A 23,054-nucleotide genomic window follows, 5' to 3' on the forward strand; every position below is an offset into this window, starting at 1 on the left:
GGCGGGTCTCTTTCCGGCAGACATGGTCAGGACAGGGTTAAGGATGAAAGCGCCTTTGTCTACAGCCGTCTGACCAGTTGGACCGCCACGGCGCCCCAGGGTGGGTCACTTATCACCTGCTGGCGCGTGCCGCTGCCCAGGGGGAGGATGTGCAGCCGGTCGTCCTCGCGCCCGATCAGCCGCCCGAACAGGAAGCGCCCGGCGTGGCGCGGCAAGAGCAGGTCGCGGTTGAGCACGCTGGAAAACTCCTCCGGCATGATGCGGCGGCACCATATCTCGTCACCGCTGCGGTAATCGCCGATGCTGCCCGATACCTGCACCCCCACCATCGCGTCCGCAGGGGCCGGCGGGGCGAGCGAGAGCGGGCGGGTGGGGGCGCGGGCGCCCTCCGGCCCGAGCAGGGCGGCCACGGGCACGACATTCTGGCCCGGCAGCGCGACCAGTTCGGAAGAGGCGACGCCCAATGCCTTTGCGATGCGGTTCAGCCAGTTGACCGATACGGTTCGGGTGCCCGTTTCCAGGCGGCCGATCGTCTGGGCCGTGGTGGGCGGGACGCATAAGGCGCCGACCTGTTCCAATGTGAGCCCCTTGGCCTTGCGTACCTCCCGGATGCGGGTGATCATATCTTGTCCTGTTTCACCTATTTGGTTTTAACGCTTTCCTACAAACAGGCCGGCATGGCAAGTCCCCCTGCATCGGATTGCTGCAAGGAGAAGCGCCATGGCCACGCAATATGTCGAACAGATCATAGAGGACCCCTTCGGCCGGGCGCAGAAGGTCGCGGTCAACCTGCACGAATCGCCCCTCGCCTGGCTGCATGCGCGGGGGCATTTGAGCGAGCGGCATTATCTTGCCGGCGACAGGCTGCGCGCCGATTGGGAGAAGGCGGGTCTGGGCCCGCGGATCACGATGCGCTGGGATGCGGCGCCGGGGCGGCAGCGGGCTGGGGGCGCGGCGGGAGCGGAGCCGGGCCTAGCGCAACTGTCCGCGCGGGAGCGGTTCGACGGCGCGATCCGCGCCGCGGGGCCGGGCTTGGCCGATGTGCTGTGGCGGGTGGTCTGCGCGGGCGAGGGGTTGAGCGCGGCGGAAAAGGCGCTGGGCTGGCCGACCCGGGCGGGCAAGCTGGTGCTGACGCTGGCGCTGGACCGCGTCGCCGCCTGGTATCGGGTGGGGGAGGCGGGGTGACGGCGGGGGCCGCCGCACGCTTTCCCGTCGCCGGCCCGATCCTCTCTTCGATCCCGGCCATTCACAACCAATTCAAGCAGCCGGCGTTATGCATGGCATGGATGCAGGATGAAGGAGAAAGGCAATGGCCTGGACCGGACGGAGGTTCCTCGCGGCGATCGGCCTTGCCGGTGCGCTGGCCCTGGGCGGCTGTGCTTATGACGATGGCTATTATGGCGGCGTGAGCGTGGGCAGCGGCTATTATGGCGGCGGCTATTATGATGACTATTGGGGTCCGGGCTATTATCGCCCGGGCTATTATGGCGGCTGGTATGACGGCTATTACTATCCGGGCAGCGGCTATTATGTGTACAACCGCAGCGGCCATCGCCAGCGTTGGAACGACGGCCAGCGCCGCTATTGGGAAGGACGCCGGGAGGCCCGCCGCGATGACGGCCGGCGCGGCAACTGGAACAATGGCGCACCGCGTCAGGGCTGGCGGGAGCGTTCCGGCGGCGATGGCAATCGGTGGAATGGAAATGGGCGGTGGAATGGAAATGGGCGGAACGCCCGACAGGGCAATCCCGCTGCGGGCGCGCAGGCGCCCGGGCCAGGAAGGGGACAAGGGGATATGACGACGCCACGGACCGAACGCAATTGGGGGACGCCGCGCGCGCGGTCCGACGGCGGCGCCCGTTCCGGTGGCGGCGGCCGCTCCGGCCGTGAGGGCTGGCGGGGTCGGCGCGACTGATGCGGCCTGGGTCCGGCGCGGTTATCGCCCTGCTCCTGCTCGCGGCCTGCGATGGCCGGGAGGAGAGCGCGATCGACAATCTGGCCAATGGCGCCAATGCGGCGCAGGTCGAAAATAATGTCCGGGCGGAGGCGCAGGCGGTTCTGGAGCCGCTGAATCCTCCCGCGCCGGGCATGCCCGGCGGCCTGCCGGTCGACCCGCGGCCGGTGGTGGAGGAAGACTCCATCGATCCCAAGGGCGCGCAGGGCGCCGCCCAGGTGGTGCAGGGCTATTACGGCCTGCTGGAGGAAAAGCGCTATAATGACGCGCAGGACCTGTGGAACGACAACAGCGCCATGGGGGCGGAAGACGATGCGCGCTTCGCCGCCCGTTTTCGCGGGTTCAGCGAAATCCATGCCCAGGTGGGCGCGCCCGGCGCGATCGAGGGGGCGGCGGGATCGCTGTTCGTGACGGTGCCGGTGCAGGTCTATGGCCGTCTGGCCGCGAACGGCAAGCCCTGGTATCGGCTGCGGCAGGTGACGCTGCGGCGGGCCAATGACGTGCCCGGCTCCAGCGAGGCGGACCGCCGCTGGCATATAGAGAGCATCGGCCCCTATGAACCGCCTGCCGGCGAAGCGACGGAGACGGCGGGCAACGCCATCTCCGCCACGGACAATCCGATCAGGAAATAGTCGCCTTCAGGATCTTGCCGGGGGTCTTGGGCGGCTCGCCCTTGGGCAGGGCGTCGACATGCTCCATGCCGGAAGTGACTTCGCCCCAGACGGTGTACTGGCCGTCGAGGAAGGTGGCGTCGTCGAAGCAGATGAAGAACTGGCTGTTGGCGCTGTTCGGGTTCATCGCGCGGGCCATGGAGCAGACGCCCCGGACATGCGGTTCGCGGCTGAATTCGGCCTTGAGGTCGGGCAGCTTCGACCCGCCCATGCCGGTGCCGGTCGGATCGCCGCCCTGCACCATGAAGCCGGGGATGACGCGGTGGAAGACCACGCCGTCGTAGAAGCCGTCCTGGGCGAGCTGCGTGATGCGCTCCACATGGCCGGGGGCGAGGTCAGGACGCAGCTTGATGACGACGTCGCCGCCGCTGTCGAGGGTGAGGGTCAGGGTGTCGTCGGCCATGAAAAATCCTCTCTTCGGGGAAAATTGGGGAGATGGACCATATAGAGCGTTAAGACGGGGATGGAAGCCATTGCAATTGTGACGGGCATGGGCAAAAGCAGCGAAATGTTACAGGAACCGGACAGTAGGGGACGCGATGAGCGAGCGAGCCGATACGGCCGAACCCCGGCCGGACGAATTTGAGGATGTTGCCGCCGAGCAGGTCGAATCCCGCCATGATGAGGATGACCGGCTGAAGGGCGAATTCGTCGACGCCGTTCTGGATGCGGTGGAGGCGGATGACAGGGAACGGGCGCGCGAACTGGTGTCGCCGCTGCACCCGGCCGACATTGCCGACCTTCTGGAACTCACCCCGTCCGAACGGCGCGGGGAGGTGGCGGCCGCGCTGGGCGACCTGGTCGGCGCGGAGGTTCTGTCCGAACTCAACGACTATGTGCGCGACGACCTGCTGGACGCGCTGCTGCCCGAACAGGTGGCGGAGTTCGCCGCCGAACTCGACACCGACGACGCCGTCGCCATCATCGAGGATATGGAGGAGGCCGACCAGCAGGCCGTCCTCGATGCGATGGAGCCGGAGGACCGCGCCGCCATCGAAAGCGCGCTTTCCTATCCCGAGGAGTCCGCCGGCCGCCTGATGCAGCGCGACCTGGTCGCGGTGCCGGAACATATGACGGTCGGGCAGGTGATCGACTATCTGCGCGACAATCGCGACCTGACGACCGATTTCTGGGAAATCTTCGTCGTGGACGAAGCGCACAAGCCGATCGGCACCTGCCAATTGAGCTGGGTGCTGACCTGCCCGCGCAGCGTCGCCATGGCGGACCTGATGAAGCGCGAACAGACCCTGATCCCGGTCGACATGGACCAGGAGGAGGTCGCGCTGCGCTTCCAGAAATATGCGCTGATCTCCGCCGCGGTGGTGGACGGCAGCGGCCGGCTGGTCGGCATGATCACGGTCGACGACATCGTCCACATCATCTCCGAGGAGGCGGGCGAGGACATACTCCGCCTGTCGGGCGCGGGCGAGGGCGACATCAACCAGCCGATCCTGGAAACCGTGCGCACGCGCCTGCAATGGCTGGTGGTCAATCTGGGCACGGCGATCCTGGCGGCGTCGGTGGTCGGGCTGTTCCAGTCGACCATCTCCAAATATGTGGTGCTCGCCGTGCTGATGCCGATCGTGTCGGGCATGGGCGGCAATGCGGGGACGCAGACCATGGCGGTCGCCGTGCGCGCGCTCGCCACCAACCAGCTCACCAGTTCCAACACCATCCGGCAGATCGTGCGCGAATTCCGCATCGCCAGCGCCAATGGCACCGCGCTCGGCATATTGATCGGCGTCGCGGTGGGCTTCATCTACGGCAATCACGATCTGGGGATCGTCATCGCGCTCGCCATGCTGATCAACAATCTGGTCGCCGGGCTGGCCGGCATATTGGTGCCGGTGACGCTCGACCGGATGAATATCGACCCGGCCGTTTCATCGGCGGTGTTCGTGACGACGATGACCGATGTGATGGGTTTCTTCTCCTTCCTTGGCCTTGCCACGGTCTGGGGTTTGTAATCGGCCAGCCAGCGCCCATCTTCGTGCCATGCCGCTTCACCTGACCAAGATCGCCTTTCGGAGCGAAAGTCCCGCGACGCTGCGCGCCTGGCTGGAAAGCCATGCGGAGGAGGCGCGGCTGACGACGCGCTATCTGCCCAAGCGGGTCGATGAACTGACGGGCGGTTCGCTCTTCTGGATTCATGGGCATCAGCTTGTCGGGCGCAGTCCTCTGCTGGGCTTTCAGGAGACCGGGCAGGGCCGTTACTGGATCAGGCTGGAGCCCCGGCTGATCCCGGTGCGCGCATTGCCCAAGCGGGCGCATCAGGGCTGGCGCTATCTGGAAGGCAAGGACGCGCCGCCCGATCTGGGCGAGGGCGAGGCGAACGATCTGGACGCCATGCCGACGCGGTTGCTGGGGGAGTTGTCGAAACTGGGCTTGCTCTAACGTCTTGCATCATCCTGCTCCTGCCTTCGCAGGAACAGGATGGGTCCGCGCAAGACCGGTTCCCACTTTTGCGCACGGTGCTCTAGGGTGTGTGGGGATTCAGTTCAGGGTGGAGCGAAAATGGTGGCTTTCGAGAACCAGCGCGCAGCGTACTCAAAGTACGTGAGCACTGGAAGCGCAGAAAGCCGCCATTTGCAGCCCGCCATGGGCTGAATCCCCACACACCCTAGACCAGCGCCTTCACCCGTTCTCCAATCTCCCGCAACTCCTCTACGAAGCGCTTTCTCTCTTCGGCCTTGCGCGTCTCTTCGGGCACCCGCAGCAAATAGCTGGGATGCACCGTGATCCAGCCCTGCGCGCCGCTCTCCAGCGCCAGTGGCGCGCCACGGACCCGGCTGATCGTCACCGCCTTCCCCAGCAGCGCGCGCCCCGCCGTGGCGCCCAGCGCGACGATGATCCGGGGGCGGACCAGCTCCAGCTCCTGCGTCAGCCACCAGCGGCAGGCCTGGATTTCCGGCGTTTCCGGCGTCTGGTGTATGCGCCGCTTGCCCCGCCGCTCATGCTTGAAATGCTTGACGGCGTTGGTGATGTAGGCGCGCCGGCGATCGATCCCGGCCTCTTCCAGCGCGCGGTCGAACAATTGCCCGGCCGGCCCGACGAAGGGGCGCCCGGCCAGATCCTCCTGATCGCCCGGCTGTTCCCCGATGAACATCAGCGGCGCATCGACCGGCCCCTCCCCGAACACCGTCTGCGTCGTGTCGCGGTAGAGCGGGCAGCGGGTGCAGCCCATCGCCTCCTCGCGCAGCGCGCTCCAGGCCGTGGCGGCGTTCCCGTGCCGGGCGGCGGGTTTGGGTGGGGTCGCGATCATGGCCGCCTCCCTTGTCTGGGCGCCCGCCACCAGTTCGGGAATGAGCGCGGCCTCTGGCAGGTTGCGCCAATATTTCCGGGGCATTTCGGACAGCATCGCGCCGACCTTGAGCCGCGCCGGATTGAAGATCGCCGCATAATAGCCCTTCCAGATGTCCTCGACGGGATCGTCGCCCGGCGCATCCCTGCGCGTGGCGCCCGGTCCCTCGGTCAACGCATCGCCGTCCCAATGGATGCTGAGTTCGGGCGTCAGGATCGACCAGCGCATCGAGGCGAAGCGCCGCACGAAGAATCCGGCATTGGCGCGGACGATATGATGGTCCGGTTCGAACCAGGCGACGAAGCGCGGCCCTTGCGCATCGGCCAGTTCGCGGAAGCGGACGAAGGCGCGCATCTTGTGCATGTCGCGCCGCACGGCCTTGGCCAGCGATTCCACGCGCCGGACCAGTGGATCGGCGCGATCTTCCAGGCTGGCGGGGCGGTCGCGCAACCGGGCGAGCAAGGCGTAGAGCAGGGCGAAACGTTCCGGGTCGCGGTGCAGGATCGCCGTTTCCGCCAGCTCGACAAAGGCGCGCGGGACGGAGAAGGCGGCTTCGCTTGCGACCGGAAGCGGTTCGTCGGCGGCGAAGAGGTCGCCAGCGCCCTCGCCGTCCTGCCAGACGATGTCGGCCGGCGCGATGCCCGCCAGCGTCAAGGCGCGGGCCGCGTCGCGCCAGCCGTCGAAATCATCCGGGCCGTTCAGCCTTGCGCGATACATGGTTCGGCATGGCTGCCCTGGGCGTGGCGCGCCGGGCCAGTGTCTGGGCCGGTATCTGGGCCGGGTTCCCGGCTTCGCGGGAACATGGAAGGAGCGCCTTCAGTCATTCGTCTCCGCTTCGGCGCGTTGCAGTTCGGCTGGCTTGCGCCGGGCGAACAGCGCCGCCAGCTTCTGCTCCTCCTCCGCGGTCAGTTCCTTCGCCGCGTCGGGGAACATCTCCTCCTCTTCCTCGTCGATATGGTGAAGGTAGCGCTTCTTGAGCTGGGCGAAGACGCGGTTCCATTCATCGCCGTTGAAGGGGAGGTCTTCCAGTTCCTCCAGATAATCGTCGATCTCCTTATGCTCCGACACGCTGTGCTGGGCATCCTCGCGCAGGTCGGGCCGCGCCAGCATGGTGGCGTAGAGCGTTTCCTCCTCCGCCGCGGCATGGGCGGTCACCTCCACCCGGAACTGTTCGAACAGCTTTTCCAGCCGATCCGGCTCGTCCTTCGCATCGGCCATCTTGTCGAATAGCTGCCGATGGGCGTCATGGTCCTGCTTCAACCGGTCGAAAATGCTGCTGTCGGCCATGGGGCATGCTCCTTCTCTTGCAGAAGGAACAACGATGGACCGCGGCTTTGGGTTCAGCCGAACAGTGCGCGAAAGATGATCGCGACGGGAATCCAGAGCAGTCCGCCGACGATGCTGGCGGACCAGAGCTGCACCAGATCGCGGCGGAAGCGAAGATCGAGGCTGTGCGCGGGCAGGCCGCTGCGGTCGAGCAACTCCCAGCGGCGTTCCAGTCCCCGCGCCGCGACGGCAAAGCCGCCGATCGCCACGATGATGCCGAGATGCAGCAGCAGCGATCCGCCCATCCTGGCGACGATGAAGATCTGAAGCAGGCAGAAGATGACGAGAGCGGCGGCCAGATGGGTGCTCATCCGCTGGGCATGGCCCGTGCGGCGGGTTGCGCCATCGTTCCACTTCGTCGCCAAAAATCGGGCCCTTTCCTTGCGTGGGACAAGGAAAACATGAACCGCCCGTCCGATCAACGGCAAAATGCGCGCGACTCACGGAAAAAGCTCATATTGTGACGCGGGTGGGGGCGCCATGGGCAGGGTCAGCCGGTCGGCCAGATGCACCGGCCGCCAGTCGGCCGCGACCAGGAAGGGGCGCAGCTTGGCGATGCTCTGCGTCAGCCGCGCGACATCGTCCAGCCGGAGCCGGCGATGGCGGCGGCTGGCGACGATCCGGTCCACGGCCTTCACGCCCAGCCCCGGCACCCGCAGCAACGCTTCGCGCGGGGCGCGGTTGACGTCGACCGGAAAGGAATCCCGATGCCGCAGCGCCCAGGCGAGCTTGGGATCGATGTCGAGCGGCAGGCAGCCGGTGACGGGATCGGTGGCGCTTTCCAGTTCCTGCGCCGAATAGCCGTAGAAGCGCATCATCCAGTCGGATTGGTAGAGCCGATGCTCGCGCATCAGCGGCGGACGCTTCAAAGGCAGCACGCTGCTGGGCGAGGGGATGGGCGAGAAGGCGCTGTAATAGACGCGGCGCAGCCTGTGCCGGCTGTAGAGCGAACTCGCGCGCCGGATGATGGCGCGGTCGTCCGCCTGGTCCGCGCCGACGATCATCTGGGTGGACTGGCCGGCCGGGGCGAAGCGCGGCGCATGGGTGTAGCGGCGGCTGGCGTCCGACCCGTCCTCCATGGCGTCGCGCATCCCCGCCATGGCGCTTTCGATCCGGTCCTTGTCCTTCTCCGGCGCCAGACTGCGCAGGCCCTGCTCGGTGGGCAGTTCGACGTTGATCGACAGCCGGTCGGCATAAAGGCCCGCCTGATGCGCCAGTTCCGGATCGGCGTCGGGAATGGTCTTGAGGTGGATATAGCCGCGGAAATCATGCTCTTCCCGCAGGCTGCGGGCCACCGCCACCATCTGTTCCATCGTGTAATCGGACGAACGGATGATGCCGGAGGAAAGGAACAGCCCCTCAATATAGTTGCGGCGGTAGAAGCTGAGCGTCAGGTCGACCACTTCCCGCACGGTGAAGCGGGCGCGCCGCACGTCGCTGGACCGGCGGTTGATGCAATAATGGCAGTCGAAGATGCAGCTGTTGGTCAGCAGGATCTTGAGCAGCGAAATGCAGCGGCCATCGGGTGCATAGGCATGGCAGATGCCCATGCCCTCGGTCGAGCCGATGCCGCCCTTCCGCCCCGACGCGCTGTCGCGCTTCGCCGTGCCGGACGACGCGCAGGATGCGTCATATTTGGCGGCGTCGGCAAGGATTTCCAGCTTCTGTCGGGTGGAGAGGGTGGCCATGACTGTTCATCATATGTTCCCCGATCTCCCCTGTCCATAATCTCGATCAGTCAGGCTTGCGCTGGCTCGGCGTCCAGAACCTGGCGGACCTTCACCGCCAGCTGTCCGAGGGTGAAGGGCTTGGCGAGGAAGGAGACCCCGGGGTCGAGCATGCCGTTGTGGACGATGGCGTTGCGGGTGTAGCCCGTGGTGTAGAGGATCTTGAGGCCGGGATGGCTTGCCCGCGCCCGGTCGGCCAGCACGCGCCCGTTGATGCCGGGCATGACGACGTCGGTGAACAGCATGTCGATGCGCGGCTGGATCGCCAGCATCGCCAGCGCCTGTTCGCCGTCGGAGGCCTGGACGATGGTGTAGCCCAGCTCGCGCAGCGAATCGACGGACATGTGCCGGACGCGTTCCTCGTCCTCCACCACCAGGATGATCTCTTCGCCCCGGGCGCGGGGCAGTTCGGCAGGCGCCGCCATCAGGGTGCCGGCGGCCGGTTCGGGCCCGTAATGGCGCGGCAGGTAGATCTTGATGACCGTGCCTTCGCCCGGTTCGGAATAGATTTTCACATGGCCGCGCGACTGCTTGATGAAGCCGAAGACCTGGCTGAGGCCGAGGCCGGTGCCCTTGCCCACGCCCTTAGTTGTGAAGAAGGGGTCGAAGGCGCGCTCCACCACCTCGGGCGGCATGCCGGTGCCGCTGTCGGTGACGGATACCATCACATATTGGCCGGCCGCGACATCGCCATGGACCGCGGCATAGGCGTCGTCGAGATGGGCATTGGCCGTCTCGATCGTCAGCCGGCCGCCCATGGGCATGGCGTCGCGCGAATTGACGCAGAGGTTGATGATGGCCGATTCGAGCTGGCTGGCGTCGATGCTGGCCCGCCACAACCCGCCCGCCAGCACGGTTTCCACCCGAATGCTCTCCCCGATGGTGCGGCGCAGCAGTTCCGACATGCCGCCGACCAGCTTGTTGACGTCGGTCGGCTGTGGGTCGAGCGGCTGCTGGCGGGAAAAGGCGAGCAGCCGGGCGGTAAGCTGGGCGGCGCGCTGCGCCCCTTCGGTCGCATTGTCGATGCCCCTGACGACCCGGGTGTCGGCGTCCGGCGCCAGCCGCCGCCGGACGATGTCCAGCGAGCCGATGACGATGGCGAGCATATTGTTGAAGTCATGGGCGATGCCGCCGGTCAGTTGGCCGATCGACTCCATTTTCTGCATCTGGCGCAATTGCCCCTCGGCCGTTTCGCGGTCCCGCGCCTCGCTCATCAGGCGCCGGTTGATGTCGGCCAGCGCCTGCTGGCTTTCGGTGGCCTCGGCCACGCGGCGATAGGCGGTGCGCAGCGCCACCGCGCCCAACAGGGTGATCAGCACGGCGGACACCGCAAGCCCGGCCGAAACCATGGTGCTGAGGCGGTTGTCATTGGCGGTCCGGCCCTTCAGCAGCTGCGCTTCCCGCGCCCGCATCGTCGCGACCAGCGCGCGGATGCGGGCCATCGTCACCATGCCCGCATCGAAGTCGCCCGCCGGCACGACCTCGCCCCGCCGCCGCCTTTCTATGCCCGTGCGCATCAGGAACAGGCGGTCGTCGAGCAACTCCTCCAGCTCCTCCACCGATCGGGCCTGCGGGGGATTGTCGCGCACCTCCATGCGCAGGGCGGCCAGTTCCTGCCGCCACTGGCCGCGGAAGACCTCATAGGGGCCGAGGAAGGAATCCTTGCGCGTCAGCATGAAGCCGCGCTGCGCGCTTTCGGCCTCCTGCGCGTGGAGCAGCAGCGCGGAAAGCTGGTTCTCGACGCGCAATGTGTGCTGAACCCAGATGTTGACCCGCTGCTGCACCGCATAGAGCCAATAGGTGCTGCCGAACGCCAACCCGACGATCAGCAAGGCCAACAGCAGCAGGAAGATCGACCGTTCGGGGCGGATCGCGGGCATGGGGTGGAACATGCGAAAATATGGCGCGGGGAGCAAGCGGCGATAGGCTGTTGTAATCAGGTGAGGTCTGGCAGGCCTGCCTGGCTTGGCCACCCTTGGCGGGCTCGTCCCTCCCGAAGGAAGAAGCCGTGGTCGAAACCGTCTAGAGCGAATCGACATTCAGCCCTGACGGCCTGCAAATGACGCTTTTCCGTGCTTCCGGTGCTCACCTACTTTGCGTAGGCTGCGCGCCGGGTCACGGAAAACCACCATTTTCGGCTCGTCATCATCTGAATGTCGATTGGCTCTAGCACTACTTTGGCAGATTTTGCCGAGGAGTTTCCAAAGGACTACGTCCGCAGTGCGGACATGGCCGATCGGGCGGCTTGGAGAGGCGGTCAATGATGGCTTGCCGGATCGCCGGCAAGCTCGGCTTCGGTGGCGGCCCGGCGATTCTTTTTCCCCCCTTTGGCTTGCTTGAGGCGTAGTGACTGGAGGAAGGCGAAGGCGATCATGGACATCAGCGCGTGCCGGTGCAGGCCCTTCCATGATCGGCCCTCGAAGTGATCGAGCCCGAGTTCTTCCTTGAGTTGCTGATGCGCCTGTTCGCAGATCCAGCGGGCCTTGATGGCGCCGGCAAGCTGCTTGATCGGAGTATCGACTGGGAGGTTGGTGAGGTAGTATTTGCGCTCGCCGGTTGAGCGATGCTCGCCAATGAGCCACACTTCCTCGCCCGGCAGGTGCTGGGCGCCCATGTCATGAATGCGCTGCGGCGGACCGTCAGCAACCTTGACGCGGACCGCGGCGAAACGGGCCGAGAGTTGACCTTTGGTTCCACGCCGCCAGCTGACCTTGCGCCATGGCACAGTCTCCAACATCGCCTGCGCCGATACGGACGTGATGTTGGGTATCGCGTTCTTGCGAGGGCGGCCCCGGCCAGCGACCGGAAAGACCATCGCGACGTCGGCGGGGTAGACCTTCTGCTTGAAGGGTATGCCAACTGCCCAGGTGAGGCCACGCTTGCTCAGGCCCTGCCGGAACGGCGCGGAAAGGCCGTATCCTGCGTCGGCAAGCACGCAGCCGAAGCGGACGCCGGCTGCGTGAACCCTGTCGATCTCGGCCAGCGCAATCTCCGGCTTGGTCCGGTAGTGCCGGAAGTCCTCGGGAACTCCGGCACGTTCCAGGCGAGCCATATCGCTCGTCCAACTTTCCGGCAGGAACAGGCGCAAGCCCACCATGACTGGCACCTCGCCCGAAGCCAGAGTCAGCGACACCAGCGTCTGGCAGTTGGCGTTTTTGCCGAGGGCCGAAGCATATTGCGGCGCCACGCCAACCGAATGCCGTCCCTTCTTAGGCAAGGCCGTGTCGTCGATGATCAGCCAGGCGTCATTGGCACCCACCTGCCGGTCGGCTTCGGCAAGCAGCGCCATCTCCAGTGGTGCTTCATCCCAGACGCCGCTGCCGATGAAGTGGTGCAGCTTGTCGTAGCTGACATCGCCATCCCGCGCCGCCATCGGCTGCACGCTCTTGCGGTCACCAGGTCCAATCAGACCTGCTATGTAGGCAGGGCACATCCGACCGCGCGTCTTGTTCCGCAAAGCCACGACAAACGGCGCAAGCCATGCGTCCAGTTCGCTCCGCCAATCCCCGTTCATCGCCAGCCCCCATAAAAGCTGGCTCCCCATGAATCAGGGATTCTGCCCTTTGGGAATCCCGAAAATCACATTTCTGCCAAAGTAGTGCTAGTCCCGCCAGCTCGAATCGATCCGGTCGATCTTGCGCACCATCGCTTCGAAATCGGGCACGCCCGGGCCGAGCGGCAATTGCACGCCGCTGAGGTCGCGCTGGTGCACGGCGATGACCTCCGGCGGGATGTCGACCGGCGTTCCGGCGGCGCCGGTCGCGACCTGGATTTCGCAGGCGCGCTGGAGCATCCACTGGATCAGGAAGGCTTCCGGCAGAGATTGCGCCATGACCAGCGTGCCATGGTTGCGCAGCATCATGATCCGCCGCTCGCCCAGATGGGCGATCAGCCGTTCCCCTTCCTCCGCCCGGATCGTGACGCCTTCGAAGTCATGATAGGCGATTCGGCCGATGAAGGCCGCGGCGTAGAAATTGGTCGGCGTCAGCCCCTCCCGCGTGGCGCTGACGGCCATGCCGGCGGTGGTGTGGGTGTGGATGATGCAATGCGCGTCGGGCAGGTGGCGGTGGAAGACGCTGTGCTGGGTGAAGCCGGCGCGGTTCACCGGATAGGGGCTGCCGTCCAGCACATGGCCGTCCATGTCGATCTTGACGAGGTTCGACGCCGTCACCTCTCCATAGAGCAGGCCGAAGGGGTTGATGAGGAAGGCGTTCTCCTCCTCCGGGACGCGCAGGGTGATGTGGTTGTAGATCAGCTCCGACCAGCCGAGATGGTCGAAAATGCGGTAACAGGCGGCGAGTTGCTGGCGTGCGGCCCATTCCGTGGCCGACATGTCGGGGCGCTGGCCTGTGGTCCTGGCGGCAGTTGCCATGGCGATCCTCCTCCTTGTTTATGGGGCGACTATCTGCCTGTCCCGCGCCCCTGTCGAGAAAAACGGCTTTTGGGTTGAATTTGCGCGACTCTGCTGGTAGGGCGCGCCCCACACGGCGCAGGGTGACCTGCGGCGACTCACCGCTATTTCATTCGGGCGGCCCGTCGGGAAGGGTTATGTTTCCTGGCGATCCGTCCGTTTTCGACTGGAGTTTGACTGGCTTATGCAAATCATCGTTCGCGACAACAATGTCGACCAGGCCCTGCGCGCGCTCAAGAAGAAGCTGCAGCGCGAGGGCGTGTATCGCGAGATGAAGCTGCGCCGTCACTATGAGAAGCCGTCCGAAAAGCGCGCGCGCGAAAAGGCTGCCGCCGTTCGCCGCGCCCGCAAGCTGGAGCGCAAGCGCGCCGAGCGCGACGGCGTCCGTTAAGGACCGCCTTTGTCGGGACGGTCGACCGATCGTCCCGTCCCTCTGCTGACAGAAAACATCACCCGCACCAATTTGCGAGGCTTAAGCCATGTCGACCACGGCCGTTCCCCTTCATCCTATCGCCAGGGGGTCGCTGACGCGGCTCTGGGTGGGTGTCGCCGTGGTGGCGCTGGCGGCCGGTGGCCTGGCCTGGGCCGGGCAGCAGGGCGTGAAGCCTTCGCCCGCCAGCTTCCTGGCGCATAATGGCGGCGAAGAGGGCGTGGTGACGACCGAATCGGGCCTGCAGTTCAAGGTGCTGGAGGAAGGCGCCGGTCCCAGCCCGACGCCCGCCGACGTGGCGCTGGTAGGCTATAAGGGCACGCTGCTCGACGGTACGGTGTTCGACGAGAATCCGCAGACCGCCATGCCGGTGGACGGCGTGGTTCCCGGCTTCTCCGAAGGCCTGCAGAAGATGAAGAAGGGCGGCAAGTATCGCCTGTGGATTCCGCCGCAGCTTGGCTATGGCGAGCAGGCGGCGGGGCCGATCCCGGCCAATTCCGTGTTGGTGTTCGACGTCCAGTTGCATGACTTCAAGTCCAAGGCGGACATCATGCGCATGCAGCAGATGATGCAGCAGCAGGGCGGAATGCCGCAGGGCGTGCCGGGCCAATAAGGTCGGCAACAGTCGAAAAGCGAAAAAGGGGCCGGGATTTTCCCGGCCCTTTTTCTTGGCGGATTTGCCTTGTCCATCTGCAACCCGCTGCTGCGGAGACGGGAGCCCGGTTCAGGCCGTGCCATGATCCGCTAATGTAGGGATTAGGCGCGGCGACCATCTATCCTGCGACCGGAACCGCCGCGCTCCTGTCATTCTCCGCCTCCAGCGCTTTCGACCGCTCCTCCAGATAGACCTTGATCATCGCGACGATGGGGTCGGCGAGGAACAGTCCCATGATCCCGAACAGCGCGCCGAAGAGGATTTGCGCCGCAAGGACGAGCGCGGGCGCCAGATCGGTGGCGCGTTTGGCCACCATGGGCACGATCAGGTAGCCGTCGACGATCTGCACCACCAGATAGACCCCGAAAGCGTAGAGCCCCGCATCCACGCCGGCGGAAAAGCCGACCAGCACGATCAGCACGCCCGATATGATCGACCCGATATTGGGCAGGAAGGCGAACAGCCCGGTCAATATGCCCAGCAGCCCCGCCATCGGCACGCCGCCCGCCCAGAGCAGCAGCCAGGTGCCCACCCCCTCCACCGCCATGCCGATCAGCCGGCCGAACATCAGCCGCCGCAAGGTCCAGCCCATCCTGTCGGCAATGGCGTAGAAGCGGCCGCGCTTGTCCATCGGCAGCATCCAGGCGACGCCGCGCTCGTAGAGCTTGGGCTCGATCGCGATGAAGATGGCGAGCACCAGCATCATCACGCCGCTGGTGATTGCGCCGACCATGGTGCCGACCGCCGCCGTCACCCGGCCGAGCGAACTCATCGCCTGCTGCGCCAGGCTCTTGAAATCCTCCGGCGTGGTGGTGACGCCCAGTTGCTGGAGCCACTGGCCGATGCGGTTCACCTGCGTCTCCACGATGACCCGCATCGCCTGCGCTTGCGCCGCCAGGCTCGATCCGGTCAGGTAGAAGGTATAGACCAGGAAGGCGAGGGCGGCGATCAGCACGATGGCCAGCCGCCAGCCGCGCCCGATGGGCAGCACCCGGCCCAGCAGCCGCGTGCCGCCGTCCATCATCGTCGTCAGCACCAGCGCGCCCATGATCAGCATGATGGGCTGCGCCAGCAGGACGAGCAGGGCGATGGCGATGCCGATGGCGAACCACACGCCGGCCCGCTTTATCTCATGCTGGACCAGCGGGCTGCGCAACTCGCTGGGGCCGGGTTCCTCTATGTGGATTTTCGTCCCGCTCAACCCAAGCCCCTATCGTGAAATGCTTATTTCGGCGGGGTAACGCTCGCCGGGCGCAGGCTGTTCCCCGCGCGGCCACTGCGGAAGGCATGGAGCCAGCTCAGCGGGTTCCAGGATGCATCGCCGTCGAGCGAGAAGGTGATGAATTCCGCCCGCCCGCCAATGGCTTCCCACGGCACCGGCCCGCCCAGTCCGTTCTCCTCCAGCGGTGCGCGGCTGTCGGCGCTGTTGTCGCGATTGTCGCCCATCAGGAAAACGTGATTCGCCGGAATCCGCACTGGCCCGTACCAGTCGAGCGTGCTTGGCCCCATGTCGATGGTGACATAGCTCCTGCCATTGGGCAGCACCTCCTGCCGCACCGGCAGTTCGCACCAGCTCTTGCCGTTGGCGTCCGTCACCAGCGCGCCGGGAAATTGCATGGGCGGGCAGGGCGCGTTGCCGTCCACGGGAATGCGGATGGGCTTCAGCACCCTTTGCGGCACGGGTACGCCGTTCAGCACGACCTGCCCCCCGCGCACCTCCAATATGTCGCCGGGCAGGCCGATGACCCGCTTGATATAATCCTCCCGCTTGTTCTGCGGAGAGACGATGACGATGTCGCCCCGCTCCGGCAAACGCCCGAAGATCCGGCCTTTCAGGAAGGGCAGCGGGTGGAAGCTGGGGGAGACATAGGACCAGCCATAGGGATATTTGCTGACCACCAGCCGGTCGCCCTTCAACAGCACCGGCATCATCGATTCGCTGGGAATGTAGAAGGGTTTGGCGACGAAGCTGTGGAAGGCCAGCACCGCCAGGATCAGCAGGGCGATGCTCTTCGCCTCGTGCCACCAGTCGAGGGATGCCTTTTCCGGTTCGGAAGCCGGGCTGGGCTGTTCGGACGGGGCGGATTCGTTTTCGGTCATGTCGGCTGCCGTCATGGGAGGATTTCCGGCTGGAGAGGTGCGACGCTTATAACGGCAGGGCTTCGATAATCACAAAGGCCTGAGCCCATGGATGATCGTCGGTGAGCGTCAGGTGAACGACCGGCCGATGCCCGGCGGGAACCAGCGATTCCAGCCGGGCGAGCGCCCCGCCGGTCAGGTGCAGCGTCGGCGCGCCGCTGGGGCCGTTGACGACGCCGATGTCCTTCATGAACACGCCGCGGTTGAAGCCGGTGCCGACCGCTTTCGAAAAAGCCTCCTTGGCGGCGAAGCGCTTGGCGAGCGTGCCCGCCCTGGTGAAGGGGCGGCGGTTGGCCTTGGCCCGCTCCACATCGGTGAACACGCGATTCTCGAACCGCTCGCCGAAGCGGTCGAGCGAATTCTGGATCCGCTCGATATTGCAGAGGTCGGAGCCGAGGCCGACGATCAACGGGCCAGATCCATCTGCCGGCGCATTTCGCGGATGCTGCTCTCCAGCCCGCCGAAGATCGCTTCCCCGATCAGGAAATGGCCGATGTTGAGTTCGGCGACCTGGGGGATCGCCGCGACCGGCCCGACATTGTCGAAGGTCAGGCCATGGCCGGCATGGGGTTCGATGCCGTTCTTCGCCGCCAGCGCCGCCGCATCGGCCAGCCTGCGCAGTTCCTCCGCCCGTTCGGAACCCTCCAGATGCGCGTAGCGGCCGGTGTGCAACTCGACCACCGGCGCGCCCAGGCGCATGGCCGCCTCGATCTGCGCGGCATCGGGCTCGATGAACAGGCTGACGCGCACGCCGGCCTTGCCCAGCGCATCGACGATCGGGCCGAGAGCTTCGATCTGCCCGGCCGCGTCCAGCCCGCCTTCGGTGGTGCGCTCCTCCCGCTTTTCCGGCACGATGCAGGCGGCATGCGGCCGATGCCGGAGCGCGATGCCCAGCATTTCCTGCGTCGCCGCCATTTCCAGGTTCAGCGGCACGGTGAGCGCCGCCATCAGCGTGGCGATGTCCTCGTCGCGAATATGCCGCCGGTCCTCGCGCAGATGGGCGGTGATGCCGTCGGCGCCCGCCTTGGCCGCCAGCAGCGCGGCCTTGACGGGATCGGGATGCGTTCCCCCGCGCGCGTTGCGGATGGTCGCCACATGATCGATGTTGACGCCCAGGCGCAGATGAGCGGGGGTTCGGGACATGGGCTACTGCTTCCGGCTGCCGGGCTTGATCGCCGGGATCGCCGCCAGTTCGGGCGGAACCTGATCGGCGTCGTAGACCGGGAAGTTGATGCTGACGAGCGGATAGAAGGGCACGCCCAGCTCCACCTCTCCGGCGGAACGGTCGACCAGCGCGGCTTCCGCTATGACGATGCCGCCCTCCGCCTCGACCGCCTCTATCGCCTGGCGGGAGGAGAGGCCGGTGGTGACGACGTCCTCCACCATCAGCACCTTCTGCCCCGGCGCGATGGCGAAGCCGCGGCGCAGTTCGAACGTGCCTTCGGGGCGTTCCAGGAATACGGCATCCTTGTCGAGCGCGCGGCCGATTTCATGGCCGATGATGAGGCCGCCCATGGCAGGGGAGACCACCAGGTCGATTTCCTGCCGCAGTTCGCGCGGCAGCTTCTGCACCGTGGCGCGCGCCAGCCGCCCCGCGCGTTCCGCGTTCATCAGCACGCGCGCGCACTGCAGGTAATTGGCGCTGCGGCGGCCCGAGGACAGAATGAAATGCCCCTCCAGCAACGCGCCTGCAGCCCTGAATTCCGCTAATACTTCCTCGTCGGTCATCCGTGTCTTCGATCCATGGCTTACCCTTCATGGGTCGCCCCATGATCGCGCCCCTGTGCGCGGAGAGCGAGATAGGCTCACCAACTAGGCGTTGCAACAGCGAAGAAAATCTGGTTGTGGAAGCTTGAGGCGTAAAAAAAGATGCTTATAAGCCGCGGCAGACCGATACGGGCGGGGGGGACGTGTATGCGTGTGTCTTCGTTGCAGCGGCGCCAAGGGGTTACGGGGTAAGAAGACGCTTATGAACAAGGTGAAATCGCTCGTTCTCGCCGGGTTGTTGGCCTTTGCGCCCACGCTCGCCATGAACGGTCCGGCACTGGCCCAGGACAATGCCGCCGTCGCGGCTCCAGCCGCCGGGAACGAAGCCGCGGCCGCTGATTCGGCCGGCAATGCAGCGGCGCCCGCCGCGGATGCCGCGCCCGCGGCGAAGGTGGCCGCGCCGCCCCGGATGAAGCCCACTCCGGGCATCGGCATGCCGATGCCGGGCGAAATCACCCTCCAGAAGCAGTTCTCGCCCACCGGGCACACGGCGCGCTGGCTGCATGACGTGATGCTGGTGCCGATCATCACCATCATCTCGATCTTCGTTCTGGTCCTGATGCTCTATGTGATGGTCCGGTTCCGCCGCAGCGCCAATCCGACGCCGTCCAAGACATCGCACAATACGGTGATCGAGGTGATCTGGACCGTGGTGCCGGTCGTGATCCTGCTGGCCATCGCCGTGCCGTCGATCGGCCTGTTGGCGGACCAGTACAAGCCCGCCCCCAAGGATGCGCTGACCGTCAAGGTCACCGGCTATCAATGGTATTGGGGCTATGAATATCCCGACAACGGCATTCCGGAATTCGTTTCGAACATGCTGCCCAAGGACAAGGCGGAGGCGAATGGCGAGCCCTATCTGCTGGCGCCCGACAATCGTCTGGTCCTGCCGGTCGGCCGCCCGATCAAGCTGATCATCACCGGCGCCGACGTGATCCACAGCTTCGCGGTCCCCTCGCTCTGGGTGAAGATGGATGCGGTGCCGGGCCGCCTGAATGAGAAGAGCTTCACCATCGAGAAGCCGGGCGTCTATTACGGCCAGTGTTCCGAGCTTTGCGGCGCGCGCCACGGCTTCATGCCGATCGCGATCGAGGCGCTGGAGCCCGCGCAGTTCGACCAGTGGCTGCTGTCGCAGGGCGGCACGCTGAAGGCCGCCGCACCCGCGGCCACGGCCGAAGCCGCCGCGCCCGCCGCCGCTCCTGCCGCCAAGCTTTGATGTAAGGGCATAGACGCCATGACCACCATTACCGCAGATCATCACGGCGATCATGCTCATGAGCATCATGACGCCGACCACAAGCCGGCCTTCTTCCAGCGTTGGTTCATGTCGACCAACCATAAGGACATCGGCACGCTCTACCTGATCTTCGCGATCATCGCCGGCATCATCGGCGGCGCGATTTCCGGCCTGATGCGCGCCGAACTGGCGCAGCCGGGCATCCAGTATCTCCAGACCTGGGCGCAGTTCAGCGACGGTCCCGAAGCGACGCTGGACCAGGCCTATCACCTGTGGAACGTGCTGATCACCGCCCACGGCCTCATCATGGTCTTCTTCATGGTGATGCCAGCGATGATCGGCGGCTTCGGCAACTGGTTCGTACCGATCATGATCGGCGCGCCGGACATGGCGTTCCCGCGGATGAACAATATCAGCTTCTGGCTGCTCATCCCCGCCTTCGTCCTGCTCCTCGGCTCGACCTTCGTGCCCGGCGGCACCGGAAACGGCGCGGGCACCGGCTGGACGGTCTATGCGCCGCTCTCCACCAGCGGCTCGGCGGGGCCGGCGGTCGACATGGCGATCCTGTCGCTGCACATCGCGGGCGCCAGCTCGATCCTGGGCGCGATCAACTTCATCACGACCATCCTCAACATGCGCGCGCCGGGCATGACCCTGCACAAGATGCCGCTGTTCGTCTGGTCGGTGCTGGTCACCGCCTTCCTGCTGCTGCTCGCGCTTCCCGTGCTTGCCGCCGCGATCACCATGCTGCTGACCGACCGTAATTTCGGCACGACCTTCTACGATGCCGCCGGCGGCGGCGATCCGGAACTGTACCAGCATCTCTTCTGGTTCTTCGGCCACCCCGAAGTGTACATCATGATCCTGCCGGGCTTCGGCATCATCAGCCAGATCGTCTCGACCTTCAGCCGCAAGCCGGTCTTCGGCTATCTCGGCATGGCCTACGCCATGGTCGCGATCGGCGTCGTCGGTTTCGTCGTCTGGGCGCACCACATGTTCACCACCGGCATGTCGGTCAACGTGAAGATGTACTTCACCGCCGCCACCATGGTGATCGCGGTGCCGACCGGCATCAAGATCTTCTCCTGGATCGCGACGATCTGGGGCGGGTCGATCAGCTACAAGACCCCGATGGTCTGGGCCCTGGGCTTCATCTTCCTGTTCACCGTGGGTGGCGTCACCGGCGTGGTGCTGGCCAATGGCGGCGTGGACGACGTGCTGCACGATACCTATTATGTGGTCGCGCATTTCCACTATGTGCTGTCGCTGGGCGCGGTGTTCGGGCTGTTCGCCGGCTTCTACTACTGGTTCCCGAAGATGTCGGGCCGGATGTACAACGAGTTCCTCGGCCATCTGCACTTCTGGGTGTTCTTCGTCGGCGTGAACATGCTGTTCTTCCCGATGCACTTCCTCGGCCTGTCGGGCATGCCGCGCCGCTATCCCGACTATCCGGAAGCCTTCGCCTATTGGAACAAGGTCGCCAGCCACGGCTATGAGATCATGGCGGCCGGCATGCTGATCTTCTTCGTCAACCTTGTCTGGTCGCTGGTCGCCGGCAAGAAGGCGGAGGGCAATCCGTGGGGCGAAGGCGCCACGACGCTGGAATGGACCCTGTCCAGCCCGCCGCCCTTCCACCAGTTCGAGACGCTGCCGGTCATCGACTGACCGCAGGCAAGGGCGTTCCGGTTTGCCGGAACGCCCGGATTGGCGTAAAGGCCGCCAATTCCGGAATCAGGGCGATCCCGGCGCGGCCGTCGCGCCGGGTTGCCGCATGAGGAGATTATGGCAAGCACGCCGATCATGACCGAAGGTTCGGCTCCTGTGATTCCCGCGCACTGGCGGGACTTCGTCGCGCTGACCAAGCCCAGGGTGATGACGCTGGTCGTCTTTACCGGGCTGTGCGGTCTGCTCGCGGCGCCGGGGCATATCCATCCGGTTCTGGCCTTCACGGCGATTCTCTGCATCGCGCTGGGCGCGGGCGCCGCGGCGACGCTCAACCAGTGGTATGAAGCCGACATCGACGCGAAGATGAAGCGCACGGCCAACCGGCCGCTGCCGGCCGGGCGGATGGACCGCCAGTCGGCGCTGCATTTCGGTGTCGGGCTCTCCTTCTTCTCGGTCCTGCTGATGGGCGTCGCGACCAACTGGCTGGCGGCGGCGGTGCTGACCGTGTCGATCCTCTTCTACGTCTTCGTCTACACCATCTGGCTCAAGCCCAGGACGGCGCAGAACATCGTCATCGGCGGCGCGGCGGGCGCCTTCCCCCCCGTCATCGGCTGGGCGGCGGTGACGGGCGACATCGGCGCCCTGCCGGTTGCGCTGTTCATGCTGATCTTCTTCTGGACGCCGCCCCATTTCTGGGCGCTGGCCCTGTTCGTGAAGACGGATTATGCCGCCGCCGGCATTCCCATGTTGCCGGTCGTTTCCGGCGAGGTGGCGACGCGGCGCCAGATCTGGTTCTACACCGCGATCATGGCCGTCGCCGCCATGGCGCCGGTCCTGCTGCGCCTTACCGGGCCCATCTATGGCACCACGGCCCTGCTCGGCACGGCGCTGTTCGTGGCCCTGGCCTTTCAGGTGTTCCGCCGGCGCGAGAGCGATCCCGCGCGCATGACCCCGGAAAAGCGCCTGTTCAAATATTCGGTCCTCTACCTCTTCCTCCTCTTCGGCGCGGTGGTCGTGGACCGCTGGGTGGCCGCATGACCCCCGAGGAAGACCGGCAGGTCCGCGCGCGGCAGAAATCCCGCGCCATCGTGACGGGCGTGCTGCTGGGCGCGCTGGTCATCCTTTTCTACGCGATCACCATCGCCAAGATCGGCGGCGGCCAGTGATGGCGAGCCTGCCGCCATCGCCTTTCGACCGGGACCGCCGCAACCGGCGGACCATGATCGGCATGGCGGGCGTCGGTCTCGCCATGCTGGGCCTGGGTTTCGCTTCCGTGCCGCTCTACCGCATGTTCTGCGAGCAGACCGGCTTCGGCGGCACCACGCAGCGGGCGGCCGCCGATGTGCAGGTCAGGGAAGCGGTGGGCCACCGCATGTCGATCCGCTTCGATTCCAATGTGGCGCCGGGCATGCCGTGGCAGTTCCATCCCGAACGCCGCACCCAGACCGTGACGGTCGGCGCGCGCAACATGGCGATCTTCGTGGCGAAGAACATGTCGGACAAGCCGGTGACGGGGACCGCGAGCTTCAACGTCACGCCGCTCCAGGCGGGCGCCTATTTCACCAAGATCCAGTGCTTCTGCTTCACCCAGCAAACGCTGCAGCCGGGGGAGCAGGTGCGCATGCCGGTGATCTATTATGTCGACCCGAAGATATTGACGGACGCCGACAATAAGGACACGCAGGAAATCACGCTCAGCTACACCTTCTATCCTGTTGAGCAGGACAAGAAGCCAAGCTAAGGCACAATCATAACGCGAACGGGGATGAGA

26 protein-coding genes are annotated in these 23,054 nt (G+C 65.7%); 12 read left to right on the plus strand and 14 right to left on the minus strand.

Annotation, left to right across the window (positions count from 1 at the left end):
• Positions 1–59: 59 nt before the first annotated feature.
• Positions 60–623, minus strand: coding sequence for a helix-turn-helix domain-containing protein (locus tag LDB29_RS19440; protein WP_044661396.1), 564 nt, complete (start codon positions 621–623; stop codon positions 60–62).
• Between the two features lie 97 nt (positions 624–720).
• Between LDB29_RS19440 and LDB29_RS19445 the strand changes: the two genes are divergently transcribed.
• The 3 genes from LDB29_RS19445 (at position 721) to LDB29_RS19455 (ending at position 2,586) form a co-directional block, all read left to right on the plus strand.
• A complete protein-coding gene (locus tag LDB29_RS19445; protein ID WP_048576260.1) occupies positions 721–1,185 on the plus strand; it encodes a DUF6456 domain-containing protein in 465 nt (154 codons plus the stop codon).
• 124 nt (positions 1,186–1,309) lie between these two features.
• Positions 1,310–1,915: a hypothetical protein gene (locus tag LDB29_RS19450; protein WP_099185230.1), complete on the plus strand. Its 606-nt coding sequence runs from the start codon at positions 1,310–1,312 to the stop codon at positions 1,913–1,915.
• Positions 1,915–2,586 (plus strand): hypothetical protein, encoded by a 672-nt coding sequence (locus LDB29_RS19455; protein ID WP_025549861.1) that lies wholly within the window; start codon positions 1,915–1,917, stop codon positions 2,584–2,586. Before LDB29_RS19450 ends, LDB29_RS19455 begins: the two co-directional genes overlap by 1 nt.
• Here LDB29_RS19455 and LDB29_RS19460 read toward each other — a convergent pair.
• Positions 2,576–3,028: a peptidylprolyl isomerase gene (locus LDB29_RS19460; protein WP_257555479.1), complete on the minus strand. Its 453-nt coding sequence runs from the start codon at positions 3,026–3,028 to the stop codon at positions 2,576–2,578. The genes LDB29_RS19455 and LDB29_RS19460 overlap by 11 nt on opposite strands.
• Before the next feature lie 136 nt (positions 3,029–3,164).
• On the opposite strand from LDB29_RS19460, the gene mgtE reads away from it, so the two are divergent.
• Together mgtE and LDB29_RS19470 are read left to right on the plus strand one after the other, a co-directional pair.
• Positions 3,165–4,592, plus strand: coding sequence for a magnesium transporter (gene mgtE / locus LDB29_RS19465; protein ID WP_025549863.1), 1,428 nt, complete (start codon positions 3,165–3,167; stop codon positions 4,590–4,592).
• Positions 4,593–4,620: 28 nt separating this feature from the next.
• Positions 4,621–5,019 carry a DUF1489 family protein gene (locus LDB29_RS19470; protein WP_025549864.1) on the plus strand — a complete coding sequence of 133 codons (399 nt, stop codon included), beginning with the start codon at positions 4,621–4,623 and terminating at the stop codon, positions 5,017–5,019.
• A 226-nt stretch (positions 5,020–5,245) separates the two neighbouring features.
• Here the strand turns inward: LDB29_RS19470 and LDB29_RS19475 are convergent, their stop codons facing one another.
• The 7 genes from LDB29_RS19475 to LDB29_RS19505 all read right to left on the minus strand — a co-directional run bounded on the left by LDB29_RS19475 (position 5,246) and on the right by LDB29_RS19505 (position 13,351).
• The gene (locus tag LDB29_RS19475; protein ID WP_099185229.1) at positions 5,246–6,643 is read right to left on the minus strand and encodes a UdgX family uracil-DNA binding protein; all 1,398 of its coding nucleotides are present in this window, start codon (positions 6,641–6,643) and stop codon (positions 5,246–5,248) included.
• A 99-nt stretch (positions 6,644–6,742) separates the two neighbouring features.
• On the minus strand, positions 6,743–7,213 hold the full coding sequence (locus LDB29_RS19480; protein WP_025549866.1) for a hemerythrin domain-containing protein: 471 nt from the start codon (positions 7,211–7,213) through the stop codon (positions 6,743–6,745).
• A 53-nt stretch (positions 7,214–7,266) separates the two neighbouring features.
• On the minus strand, positions 7,267–7,617 hold the full coding sequence (locus LDB29_RS19485) for a hypothetical protein (protein ID WP_025549867.1): 351 nt from the start codon (positions 7,615–7,617) through the stop codon (positions 7,267–7,269).
• 75 nt (positions 7,618–7,692) lie between these two features.
• Positions 7,693–8,940 (minus strand): putative DNA modification/repair radical SAM protein, encoded by a 1,248-nt coding sequence (locus tag LDB29_RS19490; protein WP_025549868.1) that lies wholly within the window; start codon positions 8,938–8,940, stop codon positions 7,693–7,695.
• Between the two features lie 50 nt (positions 8,941–8,990).
• Positions 8,991–10,859 carry a CHASE3 domain-containing protein gene (locus LDB29_RS19495; protein WP_025549869.1) on the minus strand — a complete coding sequence of 623 codons (1,869 nt, stop codon included), beginning with the start codon at positions 10,857–10,859 and terminating at the stop codon, positions 8,991–8,993.
• Between the two features lie 377 nt (positions 10,860–11,236).
• Positions 11,237–12,523: an IS701 family transposase gene (locus LDB29_RS19500; protein WP_171905900.1), complete on the minus strand. Its 1,287-nt coding sequence runs from the start codon at positions 12,521–12,523 to the stop codon at positions 11,237–11,239.
• Positions 12,524–12,580: 57 nt separating this feature from the next.
• On the minus strand, positions 12,581–13,351 hold the full coding sequence (locus tag LDB29_RS19505) for a class II aldolase/adducin family protein (RefSeq protein ID WP_025551892.1): 771 nt from the start codon (positions 13,349–13,351) through the stop codon (positions 12,581–12,583).
• 223 nt (positions 13,352–13,574) lie between these two features.
• Here LDB29_RS19505 and rpsU point away from each other — a divergent pair, with 223 nt between their 5' ends.
• Together rpsU and LDB29_RS19515 are read left to right on the plus strand one after the other, a co-directional pair.
• Positions 13,575–13,781: a 30S ribosomal protein S21 gene (gene rpsU / locus LDB29_RS19510; protein WP_004208618.1), complete on the plus strand. Its 207-nt coding sequence runs from the start codon at positions 13,575–13,577 to the stop codon at positions 13,779–13,781.
• An 88-nt stretch (positions 13,782–13,869) separates the two neighbouring features.
• Positions 13,870–14,433: an FKBP-type peptidyl-prolyl cis-trans isomerase gene (locus LDB29_RS19515; protein WP_025551895.1), complete on the plus strand. Its 564-nt coding sequence runs from the start codon at positions 13,870–13,872 to the stop codon at positions 14,431–14,433.
• Between the two features lie 160 nt (positions 14,434–14,593).
• Here LDB29_RS19515 and LDB29_RS19520 read toward each other — a convergent pair whose 3' ends face one another.
• From LDB29_RS19520 to pyrE, 5 genes are read right to left on the minus strand one after another with little or no spacing between them, the layout of a single operon-like run.
• Positions 14,594–15,676 carry an AI-2E family transporter gene (locus LDB29_RS19520; protein WP_025551896.1) on the minus strand — a complete coding sequence of 361 codons (1,083 nt, stop codon included), beginning with the start codon at positions 15,674–15,676 and terminating at the stop codon, positions 14,594–14,596.
• A 23-nt stretch (positions 15,677–15,699) separates the two neighbouring features.
• Positions 15,700–16,590, minus strand: a complete 891-nt coding sequence (lepB, locus tag LDB29_RS19525) for a signal peptidase I (protein ID WP_025551898.1) — start codon at positions 16,588–16,590, stop codon at positions 15,700–15,702.
• A gap of 31 nt (positions 16,591–16,621) precedes the next feature.
• Positions 16,622–17,023, minus strand: a complete 402-nt coding sequence (acpS, locus tag LDB29_RS19530) for a holo-ACP synthase (RefSeq protein WP_044661404.1) — start codon at positions 17,021–17,023, stop codon at positions 16,622–16,624.
• Entirely contained in the window at positions 17,020–17,757 is a 738-nt protein-coding gene (locus LDB29_RS19535; protein WP_025551900.1) for a pyridoxine 5'-phosphate synthase, read from the minus strand. The genes acpS and LDB29_RS19535 overlap by 4 nt, the downstream gene beginning before the upstream one ends.
• 3 nt (positions 17,758–17,760) lie before the next feature.
• The gene (gene pyrE / locus LDB29_RS19540) at positions 17,761–18,342 is read right to left on the minus strand and encodes an orotate phosphoribosyltransferase (RefSeq protein ID WP_025551902.1); all 582 of its coding nucleotides are present in this window, start codon (positions 18,340–18,342) and stop codon (positions 17,761–17,763) included.
• A gap of 241 nt (positions 18,343–18,583) precedes the next feature.
• On the opposite strand from pyrE, the gene coxB reads away from it, so the two are divergent.
• From coxB to LDB29_RS19565, 5 genes are all read left to right on the plus strand, one after another.
• The gene (gene coxB, locus LDB29_RS19545; protein WP_025551904.1) at positions 18,584–19,597 is read left to right on the plus strand and encodes a cytochrome c oxidase subunit II; all 1,014 of its coding nucleotides are present in this window, start codon (positions 18,584–18,586) and stop codon (positions 19,595–19,597) included.
• A gap of 18 nt (positions 19,598–19,615) precedes the next feature.
• Entirely contained in the window at positions 19,616–21,283 is a 1,668-nt protein-coding gene (ctaD, locus tag LDB29_RS19550; RefSeq protein ID WP_044661407.1) for a cytochrome c oxidase subunit I, read from the plus strand.
• A gap of 117 nt (positions 21,284–21,400) precedes the next feature.
• Complete coding sequence (locus LDB29_RS19555) at positions 21,401–22,321, plus strand: heme o synthase (RefSeq protein ID WP_044661408.1); 921 nt, start codon at positions 21,401–21,403, stop codon at positions 22,319–22,321.
• The gene (locus LDB29_RS19560; RefSeq protein WP_255308763.1) at positions 22,318–22,449 is read left to right on the plus strand and encodes a hypothetical protein; all 132 of its coding nucleotides are present in this window, start codon (positions 22,318–22,320) and stop codon (positions 22,447–22,449) included. Before LDB29_RS19555 ends, LDB29_RS19560 begins: the two co-directional genes overlap by 4 nt.
• A complete protein-coding gene (locus tag LDB29_RS19565; protein ID WP_025549338.1) occupies positions 22,449–23,024 on the plus strand; it encodes a cytochrome c oxidase assembly protein in 576 nt (191 codons plus the stop codon). The genes LDB29_RS19560 and LDB29_RS19565 overlap by 1 nt, the downstream gene beginning before the upstream one ends.
• Positions 23,025–23,054 lie beyond the last annotated feature (30 nt).

It is taken from the genome of Sphingobium sp. CFD-2 (genome assembly GCF_024611135.1).
Taxonomy (GTDB): Bacteria; Pseudomonadota; Alphaproteobacteria; order Sphingomonadales; family Sphingomonadaceae; genus Sphingobium; species Sphingobium fuliginis.